This is a genomic window from Bacteroides sp. (assembly GCF_029057325.1).
Taxonomy (GTDB): Bacteria; Bacteroidota; Bacteroidia; order Bacteroidales; family Bacteroidaceae; genus Bacteroides.
This window is the reverse complement of record NZ_JAICZW010000129.1, coordinates 1-12,860: the sequence shown is the minus strand read 5'-3', so window position 1 is coordinate 12,860 and position 12,860 is coordinate 1. Positions and strand designations below refer to the sequence as shown.

Sequence of the window (12,860 nt, the reverse complement as noted above, 5' to 3'; positions counted from 1 at the left end):
GTCTCAAAAAATGAAATCAGCAAATAAATACTTGTGGGGAGTGGCCTTAGGGGCACTCCTTGCAAGTTGCGGCACAGAAGCCGTAGAGAAAGATTATGCGGATTATGTCAATCCGTTTATAGGCACCGGAGGACATGGACACACGTTCCCCGGTGCTGTCGTTCCCAACGGAATGATACAACCGGGACCCGATACCCGTATTTATGGATGGGACGCTTGTTCCGGTTATTATGATACGGACACCGTTATCAACGGTTTCTCACATCTTCATCTGAGTGGTACCGGGTGTGGCGATTATGGTGAAATCTTGTTGATGCCTACTGTGGGAGAACAGCGTGTCAAGCCCTCTGTCGAAGTGGCGGCTTCCGATGCTTCTTTTGCGGCGACAGGCGGCTCGCCTGCCCAGACTCTGCCATACGCTTCACGCTTTCAGCATCAGAACGAGGTGGCCTCGCCCGGTTATTACTCTGTATTTCTTGACAGCTATGGTGTGAAAGCGGAACTGACCGCAACCTCACGTGTAGCATTGCACCGCTATACCTTTCCGGAAAGCAGTGAGGCAGGGTTCATCCTTGATTTGGACTATGCTTTGCAAGGGCAGCACAATCGGGCGCTCAGCTTGGAAGTGGTGAACGATTCGACCCTTCGCGGTTATAAAAATACCAACAGCTGGGCGTGGAGACACGACGTCTATTTCGAAGCGGTGTTCTCCAAACCTTTCACTTGTGATATTCTGACAGATACCATCCAGCAGATTGAAGGAAAACGCCCGTTGCCAGTGAAGAAGGCATTGCTGCATTTCGCAACAGCCAAAGATGAACAGGTGTTGGTAAAAGTGGCACTCTCTTCTGTTGATGCAGAAGGGGCGAAGAAGAACCTGGCTGAAATTCGGGGATGGGACTTTGAACAAGTGAAGTCCGCAGCACGTCGTGACTGGAACCACTATCTGGGCAAGATAAACATTGAGGGGGGGGACGCTGAGCAGAACATTGTATTCTACACGGCGCTCTATCATACAGGTATCTCTCCAAGTCTGTTTACCGACATCGACGGCCGTTATCGCGGTTTGGATCGGGAAATTCATACTGCCGAAGCGGATAAGCCGATGTACACCATCTTCTCCTTGTGGGATACGTTCCGTGCCTTGCATCCGTTACTGACCATTATCGAACCGGAAAAGAATACCCGCTTCATCAATGCTTTGTTGAAGCAGTATCAAGACGGAGGCATCCTGCCAATGTGGGAACTTGCCGGCAACTATACCGGTACGATGATTGGGTATCATGCCGTTCCTGTGATTGTAGATGCTTATATGAAGGGAGATCGTGGATTTGATGCCAAACTGGCTTTGGAAGCTTGTTTGCGTAGTGCGGAATATGATACGTTGGCACCGATTGCCACTACGGAGTATCTGAAGCATGCCGCCTTGATGCCCATCTCTAAATATTATAAGAATACATTGGGCTATGTGCCCTGTGACAAAGAGAACGAGGCGGTGGCCAAAGGATTGGAATATGCCTACAATGACTGGTGTATCAGTCAATTGGCAGGAGCATTGGGTGAGGCTGAGGTGCAGCAACGTTATGCCGAATTCGGACGTTCATACCGTCACTATTTTGACCCTTCCGTACGCTTCATGCGTGGAAAGGATGCGGAGGGAAAGTGGCGCACACCGTTCAATCCCCGTTCGAGCAATCATCGCGAAGACGATTATTGCGAAGGCACCGCCTGGCAATGGACGTGGTTTGTTCCGCAAGATGTGGACGGGTTGGTTGAGTTGATGGGAGGCCGTGAAGGCTTTATCGGTAAACTGGACTCTCTGTTTACCGCCGATTCCGCTTTGGAAGGAGACCAGACTTCTGCCGACATCTCCGGACTGATAGGTCAATATGCGCATGGTAATGAGCCAAGCCATCATATTCTGCACCTATATAATAAGATAGGCCAGCCATGGAAGACCCAAGAACTGGTGGACAATGTGCTTCATAACCAATACTTCAACGATCCTAACGGACTTTCCGGTAATGAGGATTGCGGACAGATGTCTGCGTGGTATGTGATGAATTCCATGGGATTCTATCAGCTTTGTCCCGGTAATCCGGAGTATTCCATCGGACGCCCGTTATTCGATGCCGTTACTGTTCGTCTTCCTCAAGGTAAGGAGTTTCGCATTGTGGCGAAAAACAATTCGGCAGCCAACAAATATATAGAGAGTGCTACGCTGAATGGAAATGTCTTGTCGAAACCCTATTTCACCCATCAACAGCTGATGGAAGGTGGAGTTTTGGAAGTGGTGATGACGGATAAGCCGACGAAGTGGGGCGCTGAATAATTCATAGTATAAATACTCAAAACACTGCCTGATATGTATCATGTAAGAACATTCTTGAGCGTCTTTCTGTTTGCGGCATCTTTTTCGTTTGGAAATGTGTCGGCGCAGCGGGTTATTCCCGTACCGCAACATGTGGAGCAAACGAAAGGAGATGGTGCGTTCCGTATTACGGAAGGGACAAAGATATACACCAATCTGAAGGGAGCGGAGAGAGAAAGGTTGCTTGCCTACCTCTCTTCCCAGCCTTCTTTCCTGAATAGAAAAATAGTTTCGAAGAACGTAGCCGGAGCTATTTCTCTTCAGAAATTGCCGACTGCCTCTGCTTCTGCCGAGGGATATACGTTGGTAGTGAATTCTGATGGAATCACCGTCTCATCGGCTACGGACACCGGTCTTTTCTATGGCCTTCAAACATTGCTTCAGTTGGCAGAACCTGTCGGAGACAATCTTTGGCAAGTGGATGCCGTCCGTATAGAGGATGCGCCCCGCTTTGAGTACCGTGGTCTGATGATTGATGTCTCACGTCATTTCCGTACGAAAGCGTTTCTGATGAAGCAGATAGATGCTTTGGCACGTTATAAGATCAATCGTCTGCATCTGCATCTGACGGATGCTGCCGGATGGAGAATTGAAATTAAGAAATATCCACGGCTCACGGAGTTTGCCGCATGGCGTCCTGAAGCTATTTGGAAAGAGTGGTGGAATGTTCCCGGAGGTCGTAAATATTGTGAGGAAACAGATCCTTCTGCGTCCGGTGGTTATTACACGCAGGATGATATTCGTGAATTGGTGCGCTATGCCGCCGATCGCCATATAACCATTATTCCCGAAATCGAGATGCCTGCTCATTCGGAAGAGGCTTTGGCGGCTTATCCTGAACTTTCGTGTCAGGGAAAGCCCTATACAAGTGCTGATTTTTGTGTGGGCAATGAGAAAACATTTACTTTTTTGGAAGACGTGCTGACCGAAGTGATGGAACTTTTCCCTTCCGAGTATATCCATGTGGGAGGAGATGAAGCCGGCAAACAAGCTTGGAAGAGTTGTCCCAAGTGCCAGCAGCGTATGAAGGATGAGGAATTGAAAGACCTGAATGAACTGCAAAGCTATCTCATTCATCGGATGGAAGTATTCCTCAACAAACACGGTCGCAAGCTGTTGGGATGGGACGAAATCATGGAAGGTGGTCTTGCTCCGAATGCTACCGTGATGTCATGGCGCGGTGAAGAAGGCGGGCTCAAAGCTGTGAAGTCCGGTCATCGTGCTGTGATGACACCGGGCGCTTATTGCTATTTCGACAGTTATCAGGATGCTCCCTATTTACAGCCGGAGGCAATCGGTGGTTACCTGCCTTTGTCTAAAGTCTATTCGTACAATCCTGTTCCGGATTCATTTACAGCGGAAGATGCCAAGCTGCTGTATGGCGTGCAGGCAAATTTGTGGGCGGAGTATATTCCTACCGATGAACACTATGAGAGCATGATTTATCCTCGTATTCTGGCGCTTGCAGAAGTGGCTTGGAGTCAGCCGGAACATAAGGCATACAGCAAGTTCCGTCAAAGTGCTTTGCGTGAGGTGGATTGGTTGCTTTCCAAGGGTTATCATCCTTTCAGTCTGAAGGAGGAGATTGGCAATCGTCCTGAGTCGCTTCAGCCTATCAAACATTTGGCACTGGGCAAACCGGTGAAGTACAATGCGCCCTATAATGAGTATTATAAGGCACAGGGAGACAAGACGCTGACTGACGGAATTCGGGGAGGATGGACCAATGCCGACGGTGCATGGCAGGGTTTTATCTCGCGCAATCGTTTGGATGTTACCATTGACTTGGAACAGGAAGAGGAAGTCCGTTCGGTCAGTGCGGACTTTATGCAAGTGGTAGGTCCGGAAATATTCCTTCCTGCTGAAATCATTATTTCTGCTTCTTTGGACGGGGAGAACTTCACGGAACTGACTCATCTGGATAATGCTGTATCTAAAGATTCTGTAGTTTGCTTCAGAAAGTATGGTTGGAAAGGAGAGACCCGTGCTCGTTACATCCGTTATCAGGCCCGTTCTGACAAGAAGATAGGAGGATGGATCTTTACGGATGAGATTGTGGTGGAGGGTGGTTCACGACAGCCGGTGGACTATGTGAATCCTTTTGTGGGCACGACCAATTATGGCACGACCAACCCCGGTGCGGTGTGTCCGCAAGGTATGATGTCTGTTGTTCCTTTCAATGTGATGGGGGCAGTGAATGGCAATATTGATAAGGACAGCCGCTGGTGGTCCACGCCATACGAATATAAGAATACCTATTTTACCGGCTATGCGCATGTCAACCTCAGCGGTGTGGGATGTCCAGAATTGGGATCGTTGTTGCTGATGCCCACTGCAGGTGAACTGAGTGTGGACTATATGCAATATGGAAGTTCTTATAAGGATGAACATGCTACTCCCGGCTATTACACCAACTACCTGACCAAATACGGTATAAAAACGGAAGTGACCGCCACTCCTCGTACCGGGCGTGCCCGTTTCACTTTCCCCGCCGGACAAGGCAATATCTTGTTGAATTTAGGTGAGGGTTTGACGAATGAAAGCGGTGCCACCGTTCGTTTTGTGAGTGATACGGAGATAGAAGGCAGCAAACTGCTGGGAACTTTCTGCTATAATCCCAATGCCGTATTTCCGGTTTATTTTGTGATGAAGATAAATAAGGCTCCGAAAACCCGCGGCTATTGGAAACAGATGCGCAAGATGGGGGTAGAGGCACAGTGGGACAATACATCAGGCACTCGTAAAATCTATTCCAACTATACGAAGGAGATGAGTGGAGACGACATCGGTGTGTGGCTCACCTTCGATGCCGACGAAAACGAACAGGTGGAAGTTAGCATGGGAGTCTCTTTTGTGAGCATCGCCAATGCCCGCCAAAACTTGGAAGCGGAACAAGCGGGAAAGAATTTTGAACAGTTGCATGAAGCTGCCCGCCAGGCGTGGAACAGTGATTTGAGCCGCATTCTGGTAGAAGGCGGAACGGAAGAACAACGTCAGGTGTTCTATACGGCTTTGTACCATTTTCTGATACATCCCAATGTTTTGCAGGATGTCAACGGACAATATCCGGCGATGGAAAGCGGTGAGATACGCACGGTGAAAGGGAACCGTTATACCGTATTCTCTCTGTGGGATACTTATCGGAATGTTCATCAGTTGATGACTTTGCTTTTCCCCGACCGGCAGCTTGATATGGTACGTACCATGATAGATATGTATCGTGAGCATGGCTGGATGCCCAAATGGGAACTCTATGGGCGCGAAACACTTACCATGGAAGGTGATCCTTCCATTCCTGTCATTGTGGATACCTGGATGAAAGGCTTGCGCGATTTTGATGTCAAGACGGCATACGAGGCGATGTACAAATCTGCCACTTCTCCGGGGGCGGTCAATCTGATGCGACCGGATGCCGATGACTATTATTCTTTGGGTTATGTGCCTTTGCGGGAGCAGTACGACAACTCGGTTTCCCATGCGCTGGAATACTACATTGCCGATTATGCCCTTTCTCGTTTTGCAAAGGCATTGGGCAAGAAGGAAGATGCGGAACTGTTCTATAAACGTTCTATGGGGTACAAGCATTATTATTGCCGCGAGTTCGGTACGCTTCGTCCCATTCTGCCGGATGGTAAGTTCTATTCGCCTTTTGATCCGATGGAGGGGGCTGACTTTGCGCCGAGTCCGGGCTTCCATGAAGGAAATTCTTGGAATTACACTTTCTATGTTCCCCACGATGTGATGGGACTTGCCAAGTTGATGGGGGGTAAGAAGAATTTCGTGGATAAACTTCAGAAGGTGTTTGACGGAGGATTGTATGACCCGGCCAATGAACCGGATATTGCTTATCCATATCTTTTCAGCTATTTCCGTGGTGAGGAATGGCGCACTCAGAAATTGGTCAAAGAGTTGCTGGCGCGTTATTTCACAGCCAAGCCGAATGGCATTCCGGGGAATGACGATACCGGAACGATGTCTGCATGGGCCATTTTCAGCATGATGGGCTTTTATCCCGATTGTCCCGGAACACCGGAATATACGTTGACTACTCCTGCATTCGATAAGATAACTCTTCGTCTTGATCCGCGCTATTACGGGAAGGAAGAGCTGGTTATCCGCAAATCATCTTCTGGGTCGGATTACATCAAAGAGGTGAAGTTGGATGGAGCGAAACACAATGGCTTCCGTATCACACACAATGAGTTGGTGCATTCGGGAGAAATGGTATTTGAAATGAAAAAAGAATAATCCAAGTTCCGCAAGTTCAAGAACTTGCTTTCGGTGAACAAGTAAACAAGGATACAAAGTCCTTCTGTCTGCCTGTTTTGTGAACAAGATGTAGGCGGGAAAAACGCTTCTCCTCGTAGCCTTGTTAACTTGTTTACTGACAGCATATCGGAAATAAGCGGAACTTAAAAAAATAAATCGAAAGGATATGAACCGAAAATTTAAACTTGCAGCTATTTTAATGTTGGCAATTCCCTTATTGCTTCAGGCACAAGTGCGTACCGTACAGACTTTCAAGAAAGGATGGAGGTTTACCCGTGAAGATAGTAAGGACTTCAGCCAACGAGTTTACGATGATGCTAAATGGCAGTCGGTGATGGTGCCGCATGACTGGGCCATTTACGGTCCTTTCAGCATCAACAATGACAAGCAGAATGTGGCCATTGCCCAAGACGGACAGAAGGAGGCGATGGAACATGCCGGACGTACCGGAGGCTTGCCTTTTGTCGGTGTAGGATGGTATCGACTGAATTTTGAGGCACCTGCTTCCATGAAGGGCAAGAAGGCCACACTGGTGTTCGACGGTGCCATGAGCCATGCGCATGTCTATGTCAACGGACAAGAGGCAGGGTATTGGCCTTACGGCTATAACTCCTTCTTTTTGGATGCCACGCCTTATCTGAAAGAAGGCGAAGTGAACACGCTTGCCGTGCGTTTGGAGAATGAACCAGAATCTTCACGCTGGTATCCGGGAGCGGGACTCTATCGCAATGTGCATCTGGTTGTCACTGAAGAGGCGCATATTCCCGTATGGGGTACGGTAGTCACCACGCCGGTTGTAAAAGACGGATTTGCCCGGGTCAATGTGAAGACCGAACTGGTGATGCCTGTCGGTAAGCATGTATCGGATTACCGCATCGTCACTCAAATCAAGGATGCGGATGGCAAAATGCTTTCTTCGGACGACAGGCCGGGTGATAAACTGGACGGCACTTGCTTCAGCCAGAATTTCGTAGTCTATAATCCCTCTTTGTGGTCGCCGGAAACTCCGGTGCTTTATACGGCAGAAACGAAAGTGTATGAGGGAAATGTGCTGAAAGATGAATATGCAACCCGTTTCGGCATTCGCACGTTGGAAATCATTCCGGATAAAGGCTTCTTCCTGAATGGCAAGCTGACAAAGTTCAAGGGAGTATGTAACCATCATGACCTCGGTCCTTTGGGCGGTATCGCCAATGAAGCGGGCATTCGCCGTCAGATTCGTATTCTGAAGGACATGGGCTGTAATGCCATCCGTACCTCTCACAATATGCCGGCTCCTGAACTGGTTCGTGCTTGCGATGAGATGGGTATGATGGTGATGGCCGAGTCTTTTGACGAATGGAAAAGCTCGAAGGTACAGAACGGCTACCATAAGATTTTTGACGAATGGGTGGAGAAAGATTTGGTAAATCTGATTCGTCATTATCGCAACAATCCGAGTGTCGTGATGTGGTGCGTGGGCAATGAAGTGCCTGACCAATGGAACGGCAATCGGGGCCCTAAACTTTCGCGCATGCTTCAGGATATCTGTCACCGGGAAGACCCGACACGTCCTGTCACGCAGGGCATGGATGCTCCCGATGCTGTGGTGAACAACAACATGGCTGCTACAATGGATGTGGCTGGATTCAACTATCGTCCCCATAAGTATTTGGAGAACTATAAAAAACTTCCTCAGTGCATCGTTTTGGGTAGTGAGACGGCTTCTACGGTTAGCTCTCGCGGTGTATATAAGTTCCCGGTAGAGCGTCGTTCCATGCAGAAATATGATGATCATCAATCCTCTTCCTACGATGTGGAACATTGCGGTTGGAGTAACTTGCCGGAGGATGATTGGATGTGGCATGAGGACAATGCCTGGTGCATCGGAGAGTTCGTTTGGACCGGTTTCGACTATTTGGGTGAACCCACTCCTTATTATACGGATTGGCCCAGCCATTCTTCTCTGTTCGGCATCATAGACCTTGCCGGACTGCCGAAAGACCGTTATTACCTCTATCGTAGCCATTGGAATCCGGCGGAAGAGACCTTGCACATCCTGCCCCACTGGAACTGGGCGGGCAGAGAAGGGGAGGTGACTCCTGTATTCGTTTACACCAATTACCCGTCTGCCGAACTCTTCATTAATGGCAAGAGTCAGGGAAAGCGTAGCAAGGATTTGTCTGTAACGATAGAGAACAGCAAAGATTCCGCTTCCACAGCCGATTTCAAGCGTCAGCAGCGTTATCGCCTGATGTGGATGGATACCAAGTACGAGCCGGGAACGGTGAAAGTGGTCGCTTATGACAAGGATGGAAAAGCGGTTGCCGAGAAAGAGATACATACAGCAGGTGCGCCGCATCACATCGAATTGACTGCCGACCGTACGCTGATTAAGGCCGACGGTGAAGACCTCTCGTTTGTCACGGTGAAGGTGGTGGATAAGGATGGCAATCTTTGTCCGCTTGCCGAGAATGAGATTCGTTTCAAAGTGAAAGGTGCAGGTGTCTATCGTGCAGGAGCCAATGGTAATCCGGCTTCGTTGGAAAACTTCCAGACTCCAAAGATGAAAGTGTTCAACGGTATGATGACCGCTATCGTGGCGGCTACCGATAAACCGGGTGCCATTACGCTTGAAGCTACAGCCGGCGGGCTGAAAAAAGCTGTCTTGAAGTTGGAGAGCAAGTAACGCATCAGGGTTGCGTACAACGGTTATCCCCGCATTAGATAAGCGATAATGTTTATTTAATGCGGGGATTAATTTAATTTTTTTATTAATGTATTGCTATATATTTAAATATCGCTTATATTTGCAGGCGTAGTAGTGACTATGACAGTTGTTAGTCTTATCATCTAAATACATAAATATCATGAAGAAAGTATTGAACTTATTTTTTCTATTCTTTGTATGGAGTGCCGTTACCCAATCGGTCTATGCTGCTGACTCCATAGCGGTTCGTGAAACACGCATTCCTATCCTGATTGAAAGACAGGATAATGTGTTGTTCTACATTCGTTTGAATGGCCGGGAAAACCAGACATTGGACAAAGTGGCTTTAAGTTTCGGCAAGGAAGTGAAAATGGCCGACATCCAGGCGGTGAAACTCTATTACGGTGGTACGGAAGCCTTGCAAGACAGAGGAAGAAATCGTTTTGCTCCGGTGGAATATATCTCCAGCCATAATCAAGGAAAGACGTTGGCCGCCAATCCTTCTTATTCTATCAAGAATAGCGAAGTTAGCAATCCGGGCAATGAAGTGCTGTTGCAAAGCGGCCAGAAGCTTTTCCCCGGCGTGAACTTCTTCTGGGTGAGCTTGCAGATGAAGCCCGAAGCGCGTCTGGACACCAAGGTCACGGCGAAGCTGACCTCCATTGTGGTGGATGGGAAAGAGGCTCCGATAAAGATGTTCTCTCCCGAGGGCATCGAACACCGTATGGGTGTAGGTGTGCGCCATGCCGGAGATGACAATTCCGCAGCATTCCGCATTCCGGGACTGGTGACTACCAACAAGGGGACGTTGCTTGGGGTATATGACGTGCGCTACAACAGCAGCGTCGATTTGCAGGAGCACGTGGACGTAGGTCTTAGCCGCAGTACGGATGGCGGAAAGACGTGGGAAAAGATGCGTCTGCCTCTGGCTTTCGGTGAGACGGGCGGACTGCCTTCTGCACAGAATGGTGTGGGAGACCCCTCTATCCTGGTTGATACAAAGACGAATACCGTATGGGTGGTGGCAGCCTGGACGCATGGCATGGGTAATCAGCGTGCCTGGTGGAGTTCACATCCGGGAATGGATATGAACCACACAGCTCAGCTGGTGATGAGCAAGAGTACGGATGACGGAAAGACGTGGTCCGAACCTATCAATGTGACGGAACAGGTGAAAGATCCTTCCTGGTACTTCTTGTTGCAGGGACCGGGACGCGGCATTACCATGAGTGACGGTACATTGGTATTCCCCATTCAGTACATCGGAGCGGACCGCATTCCCAATGCAGGCATCATGTACAGCAAAGATGGCGGAAAGAACTGGAAGATACACAACCATGCACGTACCAATACCACCGAAGCGCAGGTTGCCGAAGTGGAACCGGGTGTACTGATGCTGAATATGCGTGACAATCGCGGTGGCAGCCGTGCCGTCTATACGACTACTGATTTGGGAGAGACCTGGAAGGAACACGAGTCATCCCGCACGGCTTTGATTGAACCGGTTTGCATGGCAAGTCTGATTAGCGTGAAAGCGAAGGACAATGTACTGAAAAAGGACATCCTGATATTCTCCAACCCCAATTCGACCAAGAACCGCAACAACATTACCATCAAGGTAAGCTTGGACGGTGGACATACATGGTCACCCGAACATCAGGTGCTGCTGGATGAAGCAAATGGATGGGGATATTCCTGCTTGAGCATGGTAGATAAGGAGACGGTCGGAATCCTGTATGAAAGTAGTGTGGCGCACATGACTTTCCAGACCGTGAAACTGAAAGACTTGGTGAAGTAAACTTGTGAACTCTTTTTCTTAATAAGAGGAAATCAAAACAGGAAAAGGGTAATCAACCTGATAGGTATTAGGCGCGGATTACACGGATTTCACGGATTAATTAAAGAAAAAGCTGTGTGAATCCGTGTAATTCGTGCCTAAAAATATGAGATAATTATTGGATGCTTCTTCTCTTTTATTTGAAATCAATGAAGAAATTTGTATTAGTATGCCTGATATTGGCAGGGTGCACAGCACCCGAAGTGGAAAAGGAATCGGTCTGGACGGTGCGGCAAATGCAAGGTGCCCCCGCAGAAGAACCGGGAATCGAACAGGGCGTTTCGGCTTGTTATGCCGGTGTTCATCGCGGAAGGTTGCTGATGGCGGGTGGTTGTAACTTCCCGGAAGTCCCTGCCGCAGAAGGGGGAAAGAAACGGTTTTATCGGGGCATTTATGCGACGGATGCTTCGGCCGATTCGCTATTCGCCTGGAAGAAGGTGGGCGAACTGCCGGTGGAGGCTGCATACGGCGTGTCTGTTTCCACATCCCGTGGAATTATTTGTGCGGGCGGCACCAACCAGAACGGTGCTTTGTCCGCTGTATTCCGGATTTCGTTGACAGAAAAGGGAGATGCGGCGGTCATCGATACGTTGCCTGCCTTGCCGTGTACGATAGACAATATGGGCGGAACTATATCCGGGCACACTCTCTTCGTTGCCGGCGGAAACGTCAACGGAGTGCCTTCCAATACGCTGTATTGCCTGAATTTGGATAAACCGGATGCAGGATGGACGCAACTGCCCGATTTTCCCGGTGCTCCTCGTACACAACCGGTCTGCGTGGCACAGCGCAAGGGTGCGGAATCTCTTCTGTTCTTGTGGGGCGGATTCGCCGGTGCCGGCGAAGGGCGTAAGGCAACGCTTTCGGTGGATGGCCTTTGCTATCATCCGGCAGAGAAGAGATGGACCCCGGTGGCTGCTCCCGTAGGGACGGATTCCGTGGAGGTTTCTTTGGGCGGAGGTGTCGGCATCGCTTGCGCCGACAGCTTGGTGCTTTGCACCGGCGGAGTGGACAAGGATATTTTCCTATCGGCCCTGAAGCGTGAGGAGCACATGAAAGCTGCTTTGGCGGAGGGCAATCAGGCTGTGGTCGATAGCCTGAAAGCGGTGGCGAAAACCTACATGTCCATGTCTCCCGAAGATTATCGCTTCAACGACAGGATACTGGTTTATCATACATCCGATGATCGTTGGGAAGAGATTTTACGTTATTCGGGCACGGCACGCGCCGGTGCGGCATTGGTGGGAGCGGACGGTGTCTTCTACAACATAGCCGGAGAGCTGAAACCGGGCATCCGTACTCCTGAAATAGTAAAGATAACGGTTGAAAAGAGGTAGGATATTGCCGGGGCGCATCACTTTATTCCTCAAAAATTTGGTAATTCCAAAAACTTCTTCTACTTTTGCGCCCCGTAAGGAGAGATGCTCGAGTGGTTGAAGAGGCACGCCTGGAAAGCGTGTATACCCCTAAAGGGTATCGGGGGTTCGAATCCCCCTCTCTCCGCAAGACAAAAGTTAGCAAAAGCAAACACCCGATTTTACAGCTAAGAATGTAAAGTCGGGTGTTTTTTACTTTATTAAGAAGTAAAAAGAAACTAGGATACTATAAGAATATAGCAGGCTCACCCGATAATCATTGGGGGTAACTATTTGTAGTTTTCTTTAAAGTGATTACTTTTGTAATATGACAGAAGC

Annotated in this window: 5 protein-coding genes, 1 tRNA gene and 1 pseudogene; all 7 read left to right on the top strand. The window is 49.0% G+C overall.

Annotated elements, in window-relative coordinates:
- Positions 1–10 precede the first annotated feature (10 nt).
- A complete protein-coding gene (locus K2G43_RS07600) occupies positions 11–2,332 on the top strand; it encodes a GH92 family glycosyl hydrolase (protein WP_297643349.1) in 2,322 nt (773 codons plus the stop codon).
- Between the two features lie 33 nt (positions 2,333–2,365).
- Positions 2,366–3,844, top strand: a pseudogene (locus K2G43_RS07595) (beta-N-acetylhexosaminidase); the annotation flags it as partial.
- Between the two features lie 552 nt (positions 3,845–4,396).
- The gene (locus K2G43_RS07590; RefSeq protein WP_300153909.1) at positions 4,397–6,619 is read left to right on the top strand and encodes a GH92 family glycosyl hydrolase; all 2,223 of its coding nucleotides are present in this window, start codon (positions 4,397–4,399) and stop codon (positions 6,617–6,619) included.
- 187 nt (positions 6,620–6,806) lie between these two features.
- A complete protein-coding gene (gene galB / locus K2G43_RS07585) occupies positions 6,807–9,308 on the top strand; it encodes a beta-galactosidase GalB (RefSeq protein WP_300153892.1) in 2,502 nt (833 codons plus the stop codon).
- A 181-nt stretch (positions 9,309–9,489) separates the two neighbouring features.
- Positions 9,490–11,127 (top strand): sialidase family protein, encoded by a 1,638-nt coding sequence (locus K2G43_RS07580; RefSeq protein ID WP_300153890.1) that lies wholly within the window; start codon positions 9,490–9,492, stop codon positions 11,125–11,127.
- Between the two features lie 188 nt (positions 11,128–11,315).
- Positions 11,316–12,503 carry a cyclically-permuted mutarotase family protein gene (locus tag K2G43_RS07575; protein WP_300153888.1) on the top strand — a complete coding sequence of 396 codons (1,188 nt, stop codon included), beginning with the start codon at positions 11,316–11,318 and terminating at the stop codon, positions 12,501–12,503.
- A 78-nt stretch (positions 12,504–12,581) separates the two neighbouring features.
- A tRNA-Ser gene (locus tag K2G43_RS07570) sits at positions 12,582–12,669 on the top strand.
- Positions 12,670–12,860: the final 191 nt, after the last annotated feature.

Bases quoted from the DNA above. Each gene is read 5' to 3' on its own strand.
- K2G43_RS07600 (WP_297643349.1), top strand. From the start codon at position 11: ATGAAATCAGCAAATAAATACTTGTGGGGAGTGGCCTTAGGGGCACTC.
- galB (WP_300153892.1), top strand. From the start codon at position 6,807: ATGAACCGAAAATTTAAACTTGCAGCTATTTTAATGTTGGCAATTCCC.
- K2G43_RS07580 (WP_300153890.1), top strand. From the start codon at position 9,490: ATGAAGAAAGTATTGAACTTATTTTTTCTATTCTTTGTATGGAGTGCC.
- K2G43_RS07575 (WP_300153888.1), top strand. From the start codon at position 11,316: ATGAAGAAATTTGTATTAGTATGCCTGATATTGGCAGGGTGCACAGCA.